General features: G+C 37.3%; 12 protein-coding genes, 1 tRNA gene and 1 pseudogene. 5 read left to right on the top strand and 9 right to left on the bottom strand.

The window, feature by feature from the left end:
- Window positions 1-363: 363 nt before the first annotated feature.
- From QX565_RS17480 to QX565_RS17470, 3 genes and pseudogenes are all read right to left on the bottom strand, one after another.
- Window positions 364-436, bottom strand: a tRNA-Phe gene (locus QX565_RS17480).
- A 443-nt stretch (window positions 437-879) separates the two neighbouring features.
- Window positions 880-2,418 (bottom strand): M20/M25/M40 family metallo-hydrolase, encoded by a 1,539-nt coding sequence (locus tag QX565_RS17475; RefSeq protein WP_221650532.1) that lies wholly within the window; start codon window positions 2,416-2,418, stop codon window positions 880-882.
- A gap of 23 nt (window positions 2,419-2,441) precedes the next feature.
- Window positions 2,442-2,759, bottom strand: a pseudogene (locus tag QX565_RS17470) (MarC family protein); the annotation flags it as partial.
- 285 nt (window positions 2,760-3,044) lie between these two features.
- Here QX565_RS17470 and QX565_RS17465 point away from each other — a divergent pair.
- Window positions 3,045-4,025 carry a linear amide C-N hydrolase gene (locus QX565_RS17465; protein ID WP_289293714.1) on the top strand — a complete coding sequence of 327 codons (981 nt, stop codon included), beginning with the start codon at window positions 3,045-3,047 and terminating at the stop codon, window positions 4,023-4,025.
- A 183-nt stretch (window positions 4,026-4,208) separates the two neighbouring features.
- Here the strand turns inward: QX565_RS17465 and thiL are convergent, their stop codons facing one another.
- The 6 genes from thiL to QX565_RS17435 form a co-directional block, all read right to left on the bottom strand.
- Window positions 4,209-5,243: a thiamine-phosphate kinase gene (thiL, locus tag QX565_RS17460; RefSeq protein WP_289293712.1), complete on the bottom strand. Its 1,035-nt coding sequence runs from the start codon at window positions 5,241-5,243 to the stop codon at window positions 4,209-4,211.
- A 104-nt stretch (window positions 5,244-5,347) separates the two neighbouring features.
- Window positions 5,348-6,157 (bottom strand): purine-nucleoside phosphorylase, encoded by an 810-nt coding sequence (locus tag QX565_RS17455; RefSeq protein WP_002562171.1) that lies wholly within the window; start codon window positions 6,155-6,157, stop codon window positions 5,348-5,350.
- Window positions 6,096-7,226, bottom strand: coding sequence for a tetraacyldisaccharide 4'-kinase (gene lpxK / locus QX565_RS17450; RefSeq protein WP_289293710.1), 1,131 nt, complete (start codon window positions 7,224-7,226; stop codon window positions 6,096-6,098). The genes QX565_RS17455 and lpxK overlap by 62 nt, the downstream gene beginning before the upstream one ends.
- 10 nt (window positions 7,227-7,236) lie before the next feature.
- Window positions 7,237-9,015 (bottom strand): signal peptide peptidase SppA, encoded by a 1,779-nt coding sequence (gene sppA / locus QX565_RS17445; protein WP_289293709.1) that lies wholly within the window; start codon window positions 9,013-9,015, stop codon window positions 7,237-7,239.
- Window positions 9,016-9,493: 478 nt separating this feature from the next.
- Entirely contained in the window at window positions 9,494-10,006 is a 513-nt protein-coding gene (locus QX565_RS17440) for a ferritin-like domain-containing protein (protein WP_221651557.1), read from the bottom strand.
- 105 nt (window positions 10,007-10,111) lie between these two features.
- Window positions 10,112-11,266, bottom strand: a complete 1,155-nt coding sequence (locus QX565_RS17435; protein ID WP_289293708.1) for an AraC family transcriptional regulator — start codon at window positions 11,264-11,266, stop codon at window positions 10,112-10,114.
- A 264-nt stretch (window positions 11,267-11,530) separates the two neighbouring features.
- Between QX565_RS17435 and QX565_RS17430 the strand changes: the two genes are divergently transcribed.
- From QX565_RS17430 to QX565_RS17415, 4 genes are read left to right on the top strand one after another with little or no spacing between them, the layout of a single operon-like run.
- A complete protein-coding gene (locus tag QX565_RS17430) occupies window positions 11,531-12,265 on the top strand; it encodes an anti-sigma factor antagonist (protein ID WP_221651559.1) in 735 nt (244 codons plus the stop codon).
- A gap of 15 nt (window positions 12,266-12,280) precedes the next feature.
- Complete coding sequence (locus QX565_RS17425) at window positions 12,281-13,234, top strand: ABC transporter substrate-binding protein (RefSeq protein ID WP_289293706.1); 954 nt, start codon at window positions 12,281-12,283, stop codon at window positions 13,232-13,234.
- A 10-nt stretch (window positions 13,235-13,244) separates the two neighbouring features.
- On the top strand, window positions 13,245-15,191 hold the full coding sequence (locus QX565_RS17420) for a SpoIIE family protein phosphatase (RefSeq protein WP_289293705.1): 1,947 nt from the start codon (window positions 13,245-13,247) through the stop codon (window positions 15,189-15,191).
- 4 nt (window positions 15,192-15,195) lie between these two features.
- Window positions 15,196-15,603, top strand: coding sequence for an ATP-binding protein (locus tag QX565_RS17415; protein ID WP_289293704.1), 408 nt, complete (start codon window positions 15,196-15,198; stop codon window positions 15,601-15,603).
- Window positions 15,604-15,811: the final 208 nt, after the last annotated feature.

Here is a 15,811-nt window from a genome sequence, read left to right as displayed (position 1 = left end):
TTTCCATAAGCTATTACGGGGCGCGAATTTAACTATATTTTTATAACAAACCATCTGATGCATTTGTTAAAAAACACAAATGACTATGCGGGGTGTTGATGTAACCTCAGAGATATACTTTGTATAAACAATTGATATTTGATAGTGGCATTAGGCTTTTTTGATAATTCAATTAAATTTCCGGTAACATTCGCTTACGGGATGTTTGCCATTTAATAGTGTTTTAGACTTGTATACACAAAATGTTAATGTCCGTGTCCATAAGAAAACTGGTTTAACTTTCAGTTTAAATCATGAGGTAAATAGGTAGATATATAAACAAAAAAGAGAGCTACTATGTTGAGTAACTCTCTTTTTTACAAGTGGTGCCACCAGGAATCGAACCGGGGACACAAGGATTTTCAGTCCTTTGCTCTACCAACTGAGCTATGGCACCTTTCTTATTTGCGATTGCAAAGGTAGCGAAAGTTTTTTTATCTTGCAAGAGGAGGAGAAATAAAAAACACTGATAAATAGCTACAGTGTTTATTATCAATTATCTATTTGATGAAAATATTTCATTTTATTGAAAAGAATATTTGGTTTATGGCTTATTCATTGAGTATATTACTTGTTGTGTTGTAGGTTATCGGAACGGTAACTATATTTTTCTATAGTCTCCTAATGAAATGCTACTGATATATGTATAAGGGAGATAAATCATTGGATAATTCATTTATATATAAGATATTATAATGTAACTATATTTATAGAAGAAAAGTAATAGCCATTGTCTTTTATAACATTATCCATAGGGGGGAAGGCTATCCCAAAATTAAATTTTAAGATAGCCTTTTATTTACTAGTGTAGAAATTCTTTCTGGTTATAAGAATCAATGTCTAATAAGTTTTTAGTAACTCCTTAAAATACCATTGTATTTTTCCAAAATTCTCTAATGATATATATTCGTTCTCATTGTGTATTGTACGTTGTTCGTACTGATTCAGACATATAGGCATGAAGCGGTAAATATCATTACTTACTGTTTGATATTTATAAGAGTCTGTACCACCGATTGTTATATAAGAAGTAACTATCGCGTCAGGGTAGATCTTATTTACTTTTTCTTTTATAATTTCAAAGCCTCTTACGTTTTCCGGAGAAATATTTGAGGGGGCACGTTGAGAAATTACCTCTATGGCGATATCGTAACCTTCACATAGTTTTTTCACATGTTCTATGACACCAGAAACTGAATCACCTGGTAAGATGCGGAAATTTACCGTTACTTCTGCTTCGGAAGCCAGAACATTTGGAGCATCACTACCTTTAGCCATTGTTACAGCTGTAGTTGTGCGAACCAGTGCATTGGATGCAGGAGATTTTTCCATTGTTCTCAGTAATAACGGTCTGAGTAACCATTGGTTTGCTATTGTCATACGGGAAAAGAATCCCATCTCATTTCCGACATTATCAAAGAAGGTTGCAATTGGGGAAATAATTTGTGCAGGAAACTGGTCACTGTTCAGTTTCTCAATGATTTCTGCTGCATAGATTAACGAACTTTTTTTCGGAGGCATAGAAGAATGTCCTCCCATTCCTTTTACTGTAAGACGTAAAGTAAGGAAGCCTTTTTCTCCGGTTCCAACTAGGCCTAATGGAACTTTAATAGACTCTATAGCTGAACTTGGAGCAGCAATAATACCCCCTTCGTCATAAATAGCGTCAAAATTCAGTTCTTTATTTTTGAAATACTCTGCTATTTTTACAGCTCCTTGACGTCCACTTACTTCTTCATCATGTCCGAAAGCAAACCAGATATCTCTTTCTGGCTGAAAACCTTCAGCAATTAAATTATCAGCTCCTTCCATTAATGAAAAGAGCATACATTTCATGTCGAGCGTTCCACGTCCGTAGATACGGCCATTTATTACAGCTCCTGAAAATGGTGGATAATCCCATTTGGTAGCATAAGACTGAATTGGAGGTAACGGTTTGTCATTCAACTGAAAAATGGTATCAGCAGGAATCATAGTAGATGGATCATAGCCGGCTACGGGTACAACATCATAATGCGATAAGAATAAAACCGGTTTCAAATTACCGTTTTTTCCCTTCCAATGAAAGATCATGCCATATGTATTAATGGTATCTGTGTCCATTACTTTATATACCTCAGAATAAGAATCGGACAGATATTTCATGAATTCTCCGAAAGGTTTGAAATTGGTTTCTTCATAGAACTCATTACTAATGGTTGGAATACGTATTCCACCGACAAAACGACGTATGGCTTTTTCAGAAGGAGTAGTATTCACTACTTCTTTATTATCTCCGGTTTTTTCTATCTTCTTAAATTGATAGGTGAAAGTTCTTACTATCAGTACGAGAATAAGTATGAGAAATAAAAGTAATAAGAATGTAAAAAATCTTTTCATGGTTCATTTTTTTTAATTATATATTTTTTATCAGATTTATTTGGAGTACCGGAATTGGATAATAACTCCATTGCCGTTTTACAGATAAGTAACCCTCCTCCCAACTGAATTACAGGAATAGCCAAACCAAAGATCAATAAAAATAAATGCCTTATCACCAAAGTACCTATACCGATCAGAATATAGTTGATAATTAATTTCTGAATAGCTGTTTTGTGCTGATGATCATTCAGCTCGTTCTGAAAATCATTAACGACAAAACCATTTCCCAATGGATTTATTACCGGAAACAAAGCCATAAAAGAAAATGTAAATATAATTAAAAGGTTACTTAATATCATAATCATTATTTTCTTGATACTTTATTATATAACAACAGAATTAAAAAGTTTATCCGGATTCTTTAAATTTATTTTCTTCAATATATAAATATTGTTTTTTACTTTTCTCTTATTTACTTATTAATTAAGGAGAATATTAGATTTCAATAACTTAATTCTAACGTTTTTTGATAGACTTTTTTGTTCTTATTACGAATGATAGCTATATTTTATGGTAGGAGTTCGGTTTGATTGAATTTCATGAATTAATAGCCAATAAATGAACCATTAACTAAAACTTTAATTATGTGTACAAGAGTAGTTTATTCAGGAACAAATGGGATGGTAGCAACCGGTCGCTCTATGGACTGGAAAACAGAAATGCATAGTAACCTTTGGGCATTTCCAAGAGGAATGATGCGTAACGGAGAAGCTGGAACAAATTCGTTGAAGTGGACGTCGAGATATGGAAGCGTAGTAACCTCTGCTTTTGAAATTGCCAGTACGGATGGGATGAATGAGAAAGGGCTAGTTGCCAATTTACTTTGGTTACCCGAAACACAATATCCGGTAAGAGATAAAAATAAACCGGGGCTTGCTATAACAGCGTGGGTACAATATATGCTGGATAATTTTGCAACAGTGGAAGAGGCCGTTTCTTATATTGATGAAGATACCTTTCAGGTGGTATCAGATATGATGCCGGATGGGTCTCGTTTAGCAACATTGCATTTATCTATATCCGATGTTACGGGTGATTGTGCTATCTTTGAGTATGTAGGTGGAAGACTTACTGTATATCATAATAAAGATTATAAAGTAATGACTAATTCTCCTACTTATGACAAACAGCTGGCACTAAATGAATACTGGAAAACGATAGGAGGTTTGAGCTTTTTACCCGGAACGAATCGCGCAGCCGACCGTTTTGCCAGAGCTAGTTTCTATATTAATGCATTACCGAAAACTGATGATGAAAGGATAGCTGTTGCCAGTGTATTTAGTGTTGTCCGTAATGCCTCTGTGCCTTACGGTATATCAACTCCTGAAAGTCCCGAAATTTCTACTACACAATGGAGGACTGTTTCGGAAAGTAAAAGTCTGAGATATTTTTTTGAGTCAAGTCTGACTCCAAATACTTTTTGGGTGGATTTGCGGGATTTGGATTTCTCAGAAGGAGCTCCCGTACTTAAATTGTCTATTGCTAATGGAGAAATGTATCATGGGAATACGGCCAAAGAGTTTAAGATAGCGTTACCTTTCAAATTTATGGGAGTTAGAGGATAAAAGAATTCCGTGAAATAAAAGTGAGTTATTATAGAAAACTCTTTCAAAGAAGCTCATTTTTTAAGAATTTACCCCGTCATAGTTCTTTATGGCGGGGTAAATTTTATTGTTAAAGATGTTTTATTGGTCCAGAGATTCAATTAGTAATGCTAATCTTCAGACAGATATCTGGTGGGTTACATCCTATTTCTCTTCTTGCAATGGGTTCCAGCCTTGTGCTTTTAACTCGAATTCTTGTCCGTCTCGGGTTATTAGTGCACAGCCAAGCTCTGGCTTGGTAATATGTCCTATTAATCGTACACCTTCCATTTCTGAAATCTTTTCATGGTCTGCAATAGGAACAGTGAAGAGTAGTTCATAATCCTCGCCACCATTCATGGCACAAGTCGTGAGATTCATATTAAATTCTTCTGCCATAACAGCCGTTTGATAATCAATCGGGATATGTTCTTCATATACACGGCATCCGGTATTACTTTGAGTACAGATGTGTAGCAATTCGGAAGATAACCCATCAGAGATGTCCATCATAGAGGTAGGGACAATGTTAGCAGCAGCTAGCTTTTCGATGATGTCTTTGCGGGCTTCGGGTTTAAGCTGACGTTCAAGCAGATATTCTTTACCGGAAAAGTCCGGTTGAGCATCTTGTTCACCTTTAAAAACGGTTTTTTCACGTTCCAGCAATTGTAAACCCATATAGGCGCCACCAAGATCGCCACTGACACAGATGAGATCTGTTTCTTTTGCACCGTTACGATAGACTATTTTATCTTTGTCTACTTCTCCGATACAAGTGATACAGATAGCCAACCCTGTCAGTGAAGAAGTAGTATCACCACCTACAATGTCTACATGATATTGTTGGCATGCCAGGCGAAGGCCAGCGTAAAACTCATCCATATCTTCTACACTGAAACGCTTGGAGAGGGCGAGGGACACGGTTATCTGTTTCGGAGTTCCGTTCATCGCATAGATATCAGAGAAGTTTACGATAGCAGATTTGTATCCGAGATGTTTGAGAGGTACATAGGTAAGGTCAAAGTGTACGCCTTCCATAAGCAGATCGGTGGTGACCAATACCTGCTTATCTGAAGGGTAGGAGAGGACGGCGGCATCATCGCCCACTCCATACTTGCTTGATTCATTTTTTAGTTCAATACCCTCAGTGAGATGCTTGATTAGGCCAAATTCACCCAGGGTTGCTATTTCTGTTCGCATCGATATATTTATAATTTACGATTTATTTCCTGTGTTTATAACCACTATTTGGTCATAAACACATGGGATTGTTTGTAATTTAAGATTGAAGTGACTTTAATTTATTAAGCGCGGTTGATAAGTTCGCGCATAATAGTTGTCATTTTCGGTTGAGCTGCATCAGCTGCTTTCTGAACTTCTTCATGTGATACTTCTACAATTTTTCCTTCTACACCCAGGTCAGTTACAACCGAAATACCAAATACTTTGATACCACAATGGTTAGCTACAATTACTTCAGGGACGGTGGACATACCTACGGCATCAGCTCCGAGGATGTGGAATAATTTGTACTCTGCAGGGGTTTCAAAGGTTGGCCCTTGTGTACCGATGTATATGCCATGCTGCACTTTTATACCTTTTTCTTTAGCTATTTCATTGGCTTTACGGATAAGCTCTTTGTCATATGCTTCGCTCATATCCGGGAAACGGGGACCATATGGAATGTTCTTGCCACGAAGCGGATGTTCGGGGAAATAGTTGATATGATCTGTGATAATCATCAGATCACCGATTTCAAAAGCGGGATTAGTACCACCACTGGCATTGGATACGAATAGTGTTTTTATTCCTAATTCACGCATTACACGCACAGGGAAAGTCACTTCCTGCATGGAGTAGCCTTCATAGTAATGGAAGCGGCCTTGCATTGCCATGATATCTTTGTTACCCAATTTGCCGAAGATTAACTTTCCGCTATGCCCTTCAACAGTAGACACAGGGAAGTTAGGAATATCTTCGTACTTTATCTCATACTTCTCAGTGATTTCATTTGCCAAACTACCAAGTCCGGTACCCAGGATGATTGCTGTCTCAGGGCTTGTATGCATCTTTCCTTTTAGAAAAGCTGCTGTTTCTTGTATTTTCTCTAACATAGCCAATAATGTGTTGGTTAAAAATATCTTGTTGATTTTGTAATATCTCTACTTCAATGGGGAGCGCATAGATATGTCTTTTTAACTCCGCATCTAATATGGGATGATGTACCAACCGGGTAGCATCTTTTTCTGTGGTGATAATCAACCGTTGTTCACCTTTCAGCTTGTCAAACCGCTGTTTAATGAGCTGCATATCATGTTGATTAAAATTATGATGATCATCAAATGACAGCAGATCTATATGCGATGTATATCTTTCCAGCTCCTGGATGATAGTAATTGGCGAGGCAATACCGGTAAGGAGCAATATCTGTGTATCTGTTTGCAGGGAAGATAACTTCTGTTCTGTTTTTCCTGCTACCTCTGGAAATACCGGTTGCAGATTTCCATAACGAAATGACGAGAAGAACAACATCTGGTATGGGAATAGGTTCAACCTTTTAGCAATGATATTGAAGTCAATGGGTTTGATGTCGGGTGGACATTTGGTAACAATAACTATTTGTGCCCGGTTCTTTCCTTGAATAGACTCGCGTAGACGGCCTGCTGGTAATAATGCATCATCACAAAACAGACGGTGATAATCCGTCAGTAAAATGTTGAATCCGGCCTTAACATAACGATGTTGGAAAGCGTCATCAAGCAAAACAACCTCGACAGGAGGATTGTCCAATGTGCAAAGCTGTTCAATGCCATGACAACGGTCTTCATCCACAGCTACCCGTATATCGGGAAATTTAGATTTTATCTGAAATGGTTCATCTCCGATACTGCGTACATTGCTTTCAGGGGTAGATAATATATATCCCTTTGTACGACGCTTATAGCCCCGGCTTAATACGGCAACCTGATATTCACGGTGAAGTAACTTTATCAGATATTCGGTATGTGGCGTTTTACCTGTTCCTCCTACGGCAATGTTGCCGATGCAGATGACAGGAACGTCAAAACTCTTTGACCGGAGGTATCCCCAGTCAAAGAGTTTGTTTCGTAAGGCTACTCCTGTTCCATAAAGGAACGAAAGAGGGTAGAGCCATTTATGTATCTTGATAAAGCTTTCTTCCATGCAGAATGGTTTACTTAATATTCAGTTCAAACGGAACACGGGCTTGTATCATAGAGCGTTCGCTTAAATTTTTCAGTAAGCTGAAATCTTTATAATAATCACCCAGTTTGCTTTTCATCAATTGTGATTCTACGTAATTGGTCGGTTTCGTATCAAGCAGAGTAGAAAGGAAATCTTTCTTTTCCGGATAAGAAACAACGGTATAACCATCGAGATTAGCTTTCTTTACAGCGATGTCGAGCGCTTTGTCTATACCACCCAGTTCGTCAACAAGGCCGAGCTTTTTTGCTGTCTCACCTGTCCATACACGGCCTTCGGCAATCTTTCCAATTGCCTCTTTGGTCATATGACGGCCTTCGGCGCAGCGGGTAAGGAATGTATCATACCCTTCGGTTATCATCATTTGCATGAGTGCTTTTTCGTCATTATTGAAAGGACGCATGAGGTTTCCGAAGTCGGCAAATTTATTGGTTTTTACTACATCATAAGTTATCCCTACTTTATCAGCAAGTTCCTTCACATTGGGCACCATACCAAAGATTCCGATAGAACCGGTCAGGGTGGTGGGTTCGGCAACAATTGTGTCGGCTACACAAGAAATATAGTAACCACCTGATGCAGCATAATCACCCATTGAAACGATAATCGGTTTTTCGGCCTTCAGCTCTTTTACGGCATGCCATATTTGTTCGGAAGCAAAAGCACTACCACCCGGAGAATTTACGCGTAATACAACTGCTTTTACATCTTTATCATCTTTAAGCTTGCGTAAGTCGCGAATTACTTTGTTGCCTACGATACCATCTTCGGAAGCAGCCGAGCCTGACTGATCTGTGATTTCTCCTGATGCATAGTAGACAGCTACAATATCACCGCTTTTATCTTTTGGAACATTCTTCTTTACGTTAATCATATCATCAAGGCCTAATATAGGCAGACGGTCGTCTTTATCAACATTTGCAAGTTGTTTGAGATAGTCGCGTACATTATTTTTATAAATAAGTGTATCTGCCAGCCCACATTTTACACTTTCTTCGGCGGGATAAAACATCAGCATTCGGTCTGCATAAGCATTCAGTGAGTCTGGTGATATATTACGAGAGGCAGATACGCCACTTACAACCTGTCCCCAGATAGAACCGATAAATTCAGTTACTTGCTCACGGTTGGCCGGGCTCATTTCAGTTGCGATAAACGGTTCGACAGCTGATTTGTAAGTGCCTACCTTAAATATTTGCATTTCGATACCTACCTTTTGCAATAAGTCTTTGTAGAATATTGGGGCGGAGGCAATTCCTCGCCATTCAATCATACCTTTTGGGTTCAGAATTACTTTATCAGCTACGCTGGACAGGTAGTAAAGTCCCTGTGTGTATCCATCGCTATAAGCTACGATAAACTTTCCGCTTTCTTTGAAGTCGGTCAATGCATTGCGAATGGCTTGTAGAGAAGCATACGGAGAACCTAATGCAGAAGCTTGGATGTAGATTCCTTTGATGTTTTCATTCTCCTTTGCTTTTTTAATGGAAGTAAGGATATCATCGAGACCATAGACATTTGAATTGTCTCCTGTGAGCATGGAGAGTACACCTTCCAGGCTTTCCTGAGTACGTTCTACCAAGGTACCATTTAGGTCGAGCATCATTACTGAGTTTTTCTTCACCACTGTTTCTGTGTCAGATGATGAAACGATTCCGAAAATCACCATAATACCGATGAAAAACAGAACAATGCTTGACAGTATGATACCTGTTACTGTAGCAAGCGTAAATTTAAAGAAATCTTTCATTGTATTTATTGTTTTTTATGCCAGCTCTTCTTAAAGCTAACAAAGATAAATAATTGAGTTGATATTTATCCCATAAGTCGCATAGTTTTTTGTTTTGTCACAGATATAAAGGAAATTAATGTTGTTTTCGGGTGATTCTTCCGCTTTTAATAATGTGATGTTGTTGTTATATAATTCAGTTCTCTCTCTATTTTTTTTATATTCTGTAAGTGATAAGTACTGATTCAAAATGAGTATACTCTATAAATACGAATTTATTAAAACGCAAATAAAGCGTAAATGATCGTAGATTTTCACGAATTAGATTGTTGTGTGATATTTGAAAACAATATTCTTTACAGAAAATCTGCGTTCATCCGCGTTTCAATAATACCCCGCCCAATAATCATTTATATTGTGATGTATTACTTATAGAAAAAAGAGGGACTATTCCTTTTACAGAATAACTCCCTCTTCCCACTCTTAAAGAAACTACTACTTATTTCTTCAGAAAAGATTCTTTCATTTTGGCAATGTCGTTCAGATAATCCTGCAAATCCTGTTCATGATCTTCCTCTTCAGCCAGAATATGCTTGGCGATATCACATGTAGTATAATCTTTACCATTGGTAAAGTTTGCAATTTCCTGATAGCGGAGGATAGCGCAGCGTTCAGAGGCTACATTCTGATTTAGTAAGCTGACTGAATCAAACTCGGTTGGTGTGTCATACTTGCATCTGGCCAATTCAAACCATTTTTTAGGATCAAGTACCGGAACACCTTCTAGTTCAATGATACGATTGGCTAGTAACTGTGCGTGCTGACGCTCTTCTTCGGCATGTTCTTCGAATTCACTTTGTACGCCGGTACGCATAGTACCTTCAACTACTAATGCACCTATCCAGTATTGATAGTATGCTAACCATTCTTCGGATAATGCAGCGTTCAGTTGATCAATTAAACTTTTTACATCGAGCTTTCCTTGCAGGATTTTCACACTTTCTTTAGCCATAATTTTAAAGTTTAGGTTATAAATATTAAGTTGCTTAAGTAACAGGGGCTAAAGAATTTTGTTTTCAGATGTATCTGATTTAACAATAACAAAAATACTTATTTGTTAAGTGGAAACTGCTTTATTCTCTTTTTGAAGCATTTCCATGTATTCACTTGGAGACATTTTTTCGATATTGGAGAAATAACGGTAAAAACTGGAACGTGAAGTGAATCCACTTTTAAACATTAACTCTTTGACTGTTAATTCTTTTTTTTCCATAGCTTGTTCTTTGAAATATTGTAACCGGTGAAAATTTATATAATCTCTGAATCCGGAAAAACCATCATAGTGCAGGGCTTTGTTAAGTCTGCTTTCATTGGTATTTAGACTTTTAAGTAAATCCTGTAAAGAATATTGTGGATTAATAAAAGGTCGGTCTTGTTTCATCAGCATTTGCAAATGATTACTAAGTTCAAGTACTATTGGGGATACTTCTATTTCTTTAATAGCTTCTATCTCTTCCGATTGTAGATTCTCTACTGGTAATGGAGGCAGCGAGAGTGGGTCTCCATTATATATATACAATATATTCAGATAAATAGTTGGTAAGATAACAAAATACCCGAATAGGTTAAAGCTAAGTCCGCTGGTTCCTAACATTAGCCAGATGTATCCGGACATTATTAGTCCAAAGCAAACCATATAAGTTGTCATACCCCTGCTTTGTTTTCGCCGGACTGGAAGCCACTGCCTTAAATAAGGAAAGAGAAAATTAATAGAAGGCGCTACAACACTTACTATGAATAGTAATAGTCGCATGGTAACATCCTGGCGGGTTATGTTTTGTTTGATATCAGCGAATGATTTGAGGATTGTATATTGTCCGTTAAATAACTCGTAGCAACATGCAATGCATATAATGAGTAAAATGGGAATACATAAATTAAGTATTCTCGTCAGATTCATCCATCCCGGTTTTAGTGAAGCGATGGGGAAGATTGAAAAGAGTTGAAAGAAGACGACAGTGCGTACGATATGCCATAACGACAGGTGGTTTAAAGGTACTTCCGTGAATAATGGCATTCTTTGGACATCTTTATTAAAAAGCCATATCCATTCCGTATTGTCATACAAAAGAAGAAGAGATAGGAAGATAGCCAACATACCCCATGATCGCTGAATGCTGTTGCCGGAAGAGCGTATAAAAACAATGATTCCTGCTACTAAGCCAATAGCATCAAGCAATAACTCAAAACACAACATGATTACACTGACCATCTTTACCTTTTAATTTTGTGGCAAAAGTAAGTCATTCGGGAATATAGCAAAGTGATCCTTCTTTAAAATGCGTCCCATTTAGGGGACTTTAGCTAAAATGGGACTATGCTTAACTTGGAAAGTTGTCCCACTTTGTCTGATACGCTGATATGGGAAGCTTTTTATTGGGACAGATTTCGCTATATGACTTTCAACGAATACCTTTGACGGCTAGTCACAATCAAGACAATTATTAAAATGTATATGATACGTTATCTAAAAAATATGGAAAGAGAAATTATCATCAGTAATAGTTCGAGTGAAATTGCTAAGATCACTCAGTTTATCGAGGAATTATCGTTATCATTACAGTTAAGTTCTTGTGTGACGATGAGTATAAATCTTGCTATTGAGGAAGCGATCATCAATATTATAAATCATGCTTATCCGACAAGTAGAAAAGGCGAAATAGTGCTTCGGGTTAAAGTCAGCTCGCAAGTTCTTACCTTTTTAATTATAGACGATGGTATTTCGTTTGATCCTATCCAGGCAGAAAGTCCGGATGTCACTATGTCTTTAGAGCAACGTCTCACCGAAGGATTACGATTTTGCCTTATTCGCCGTACGATGGATGAAGTTAGCTATCGTACAATTGGTACATTGAATCATTTAACATTGATGAAAAGGATTGATGTGCTTCCGAGGCAAGAGGCAACAATGAAAACAAATCTTTGTAAAATAGAAGACGTTACCGTGCTGGCTATAGAAGGCAGACTGGATACGATTAATGCCAATGATTTTAATGTTGTTATCCAGCCTTTGCTTGCAGATACTACTCCTAATATTATAATTAACTGTGAAGGTATGACATATATTAGTAGTTCCGGACTTCGAAGCTTTATAATATTACAAAAGAGCGTTTCTCTGCATAATGGATGTCTTGCGGTCGAGGCTGTTCAGCCCGAGATTCGTAAGATATTTGATATGACAGGGTGTTCTTCTCTTTTTACCATCCGTTGAATTTATCATACACAAATGAAACAAATCCATTTAGCAAGTGGTCTATTGTCATTATTGACATTTTTTGTTATTGAAGTAAATGCCCAATCTATAACTATTACTCCCAAATGGACTGCCCAAGCACAGTTTGCAGGGTATTATGTGGCAGAAAAGATGGGCTTTTATAAAGAAGAAGGGCTTGAGGTGCACATTCGCCATCCGTTTATTTCGGAAAGCTCTTTTTCTTTTTTAGATAAAGGTTTGGCGCAGGCGGTAGTAATGAACCTTTCGTATGCTCTTACGGAAAGAGCTATGGGAGGCGCACGCGTCGTGAATATAATGCAGACTTCACAGGAAAATAATTTAATGTTGGTAAGTCGTTCACCTTTGAAGGGTATTTCATCATTACAACATAAGAAAATAGCTGTTTGGAATCACTTGAGCCAGAAATTGCTTGATCAGATAGCTCGTTTTTACAACTTGCAAGTAGAATGGGTTCGTTTTAATAGTGGCGTTAATATTTTCCTTTCCGGAGCTGTTGATATTTGTTTGGTAGGAAGTTTTAATGAATATCCGCAACTGATTGAATGTGGAATGAAAATAGATTCTACCTGTACTTTGCGCTTTGCTGACTATGGATATAATTTGCCTGAAGATGGACTCTATATTACTGAAGAATTTTTATACCAACATCCGGAAGCTGTTCGTAAATTAGTACGTGCAAGTATTCGGGGGTGGATATGGGTTAATGAACACCGGGAAGAAACGCTTGATATCGTTATGGAGCAAGTTCATCGTTGTAATGTAGGTACAAACCGTTATCATCAGCGTAAGATGCTTGAAGAAGTACTCCGTTTACAAGTTGGTAGGCGGACTGGTAAGCGCACTTATCATTTGAGTCGTGAAGGGTTCAACTGTGCTGTGAATCATCTGTTGCCCGAGGATGTGCAAAAGAGTAACCATATTAGTTATGAAGATTTTGTAAAATAAGCATGTTTTTATGAAATATATCTTTTGTAAATCTTTTGCGACTCAATTAAGCATCTATGTGCTTTCGTTTACGTTGGCTGTTTTTGTTGTTATAATACTCTTGTTCTATACCTACAGTCGTGATAAAATAATAGAGCATGCAGTAGATTATACTCATGGAGTGCTGAATAATATGTCTACGCAAATCAGTGCACAGTTGCTGACAGTGGAAACAACAATGAAACAATCAACCTGGATGCTGGAAGCGAATCTGAATAATCCCGACTCGTTGTACCGGATTGTTACTGCTGTAGTAAGGGAGAATGATCTTATTGTGGGGAGTGGTATTGCTTTTGTCCCTGATTATTATAAGAGAAAAGGGAAATATTTTATGCCCTATGCTTCTTTTCGAAACGGAAAAGATGGGGAAATTGTCTATCAGGTACTGGGTAGTCAGGATTATGATTATCCTTGTATGGATTGGTATCTGATCCCCAAACTACTTAAACAGAATTATTGGAGTGAACCTTACTATGATGCCGGGGGAGGAAATACTATTGTAGGTACTTACTCAATGCCGCTTTATGATGTAAATGGTGAAATATATGCCGTATTTATTGCTAATATATCTTTGTCGCAATTTACTGATATGGTAGGGAAACTAAAGCCTTATGAATTTAGTCATACCTTTTTGCTTAGTCGCAATGGTGGCTTTCTGACGCATGTTGATCGTACGAAAATAATGAATGAGACTATTTTTTCTGAGGCTTTTGATACACAGAATTCCCAGTTGGAATATATCGGTCATGAAATGTTGGCCGGGCACTCCGGAACTGTGAGATTTTATGATAAAGGGAAGGATTCATATGCATTTTATACTACTATTGCCAATACAGGATGGTCGGTTTGTACAGTTTGTCCGGGATCTATCATTTTGCATGAGTTAGACTCTACTTTGTACCTTTTTATATGTGCCTCTTTGACAATCATGCTGGTTTTGTTTTTACTTATATATAGTATAATCCGTAGGTTGGTGCGGCCATTAGAGAAGTTTTCGGAATCGGCACGCGCCATTGCAACAGGTTGCTTTGATGTAATGCTTCCCGAAGTCAATTCGAATGATGAAATAAAAGATTTGCATGATTCTTTAGCTTATATGCAACATTCTTTGTCAACGTATGTATCGGAATTACAGCAAACAACTGCAATGAAAGAGCGTATTGAAAGTGAACTATCTATTGCTCATGAGATACAAATGAATATGATTCCGAAAGTATTTCCTCCTTATCCTAATCGTGATGATGTAGATATTCATGCAATTTTGCGTCCTGCACGTGAGGTAGGTGGTGATCTTTATGACTTTTTTATTGATAACGAACGACTCTTTTTTGTTATAGGAGATGTGTCGGGTAAAGGTGTTCCAGCTTCTTTATTCATGGCTATAACTCGTAGCTTATTTCGTACTTTGTCGCAACAGGTATTATCTCCGGCTGATATCGTAACAAAGATGAATAATTCGATCTCTGACAGTAATGAATCTAGTATGTTTGTTACTTTGATAGTTGGAATTCTTGATTTACGAACGGGTTGTTTAAAACTTTGTAATGCGGGGCATAATCCACCGATATTAATTCGATCTGGTAGCAATGTTTCGTTTTTAGATTTGAAAACTCATCTTTTTGTAGGTGTTATTAATGATTTTATATATACTGACGATGAAATCATTTTAGAAAAAGGGGATAAACTGTTCCTTTATACCGACGGTGTGACTGAGGCTGAGAATATCTCTAAAGAATTATATGGTGACGAAAGATTATTGAAAATTCTGTCTGCGAATACTCCTCGGTCAGATGCGCGTTCGACGGTAAATACCGTAGTCGGTTCGGTTGCGCAACATGTGCAGGAAGCCGAACCCAGTGATGATCTGACTGTATTATTAATATGTTACAAACCTGAAATACTTGACCCAAAAGAATAGTACCATGGAAAAAGAATTAAGAATAACTAATGATTTAAAAGAAATCACTGTTTTGGTTGATTTTGTAAAAGACTTATGTGAAGAGTTAGCTCTGCCTATAGAGACGGAAATGAATATAAATCTGGCTTTGGAAGAAGCCGTTGTTAATGTGATTATGTATGCTTATCCGGTTCAAGAACCACATGATATTTTATTAAAAGTTAGTTTTGATGAAAATCAGCTTATTTTTTTATTAACGGATAGAGGATATTTTTTTGATCCTACCGTGGTGGCTGATGCTGATTTGACACTTTCGATTGAAGAACGTCCTATTGGTGGATTTGGTATTTTTCTCATCCGTCGTATTATGAATGAAGTTTCCTATCAACGTCTGGATGATGAGAATCAGTTGACTATGAAGAAATCTCTTTGAATTGTTTCTTTGTTTGAGGTCTTTCGTATACATTTAATTGGGGGGATATGGGCTTTGGCTTTTGTGCGTATTTTCCCATTTCTATTTTTTTGTTATCATCAATCCTTACTTGTTTTCAATAAAAAAAGTGTACATTTATTATTTTTTGTAATCTATTGCTATTCAGCGCGTTGCTATTTTTGTTTTTTCCTCTACCATTATCTTTGCC

The sequence above is a fragment of the Bacteroides sp. 41_26 genome, assembly GCF_949740115.1.
GTDB classification, from domain to species: domain Bacteria; phylum Bacteroidota; class Bacteroidia; order Bacteroidales; family Bacteroidaceae; genus Bacteroides; species Bacteroides nordii.
Note: the sequence above shows the minus strand (reverse complement) of the source record. Positions and strands in the feature narration are given on the sequence as shown.

Coding starts and splice junctions, on each gene's coding strand:
- QX565_RS17475 (WP_221650532.1), bottom strand. CDS start 2,418: ATGAAAAGATTTTTTACATTCTTATTACTTTTATTTCTCATACTTATT.
- QX565_RS17465 (WP_289293714.1), top strand. CDS start 3,045: ATGTGTACAAGAGTAGTTTATTCAGGAACAAATGGGATGGTAGCAACC.
- thiL (WP_289293712.1), bottom strand. CDS start 5,243: ATGCGAACAGAAATAGCAACCCTGGGTGAATTTGGCCTAATCAAGCAT.
- QX565_RS17455 (WP_002562171.1), bottom strand. CDS start 6,157: ATGTTAGAGAAAATACAAGAAACAGCAGCTTTTCTAAAAGGAAAGATG.
- lpxK (WP_289293710.1), bottom strand. CDS start 7,226: ATGGAAGAAAGCTTTATCAAGATACATAAATGGCTCTACCCTCTTTCG.
- sppA (WP_289293709.1), bottom strand. CDS start 9,015: ATGAAAGATTTCTTTAAATTTACGCTTGCTACAGTAACAGGTATCATA.
- QX565_RS17440 (WP_221651557.1), bottom strand. CDS start 10,006: ATGGCTAAAGAAAGTGTGAAAATCCTGCAAGGAAAGCTCGATGTAAAA.
- QX565_RS17435 (WP_289293708.1), bottom strand. CDS start 11,266: ATGGTCAGTGTAATCATGTTGTGTTTTGAGTTATTGCTTGATGCTATT.
- QX565_RS17430 (WP_221651559.1), top strand. CDS start 11,531: ATGGAAAGAGAAATTATCATCAGTAATAGTTCGAGTGAAATTGCTAAG.
- QX565_RS17425 (WP_289293706.1), top strand. CDS start 12,281: ATGAAACAAATCCATTTAGCAAGTGGTCTATTGTCATTATTGACATTT.
- QX565_RS17420 (WP_289293705.1), top strand. CDS start 13,245: ATGAAATATATCTTTTGTAAATCTTTTGCGACTCAATTAAGCATCTAT.
- QX565_RS17415 (WP_289293704.1), top strand. CDS start 15,196: ATGGAAAAAGAATTAAGAATAACTAATGATTTAAAAGAAATCACTGTT.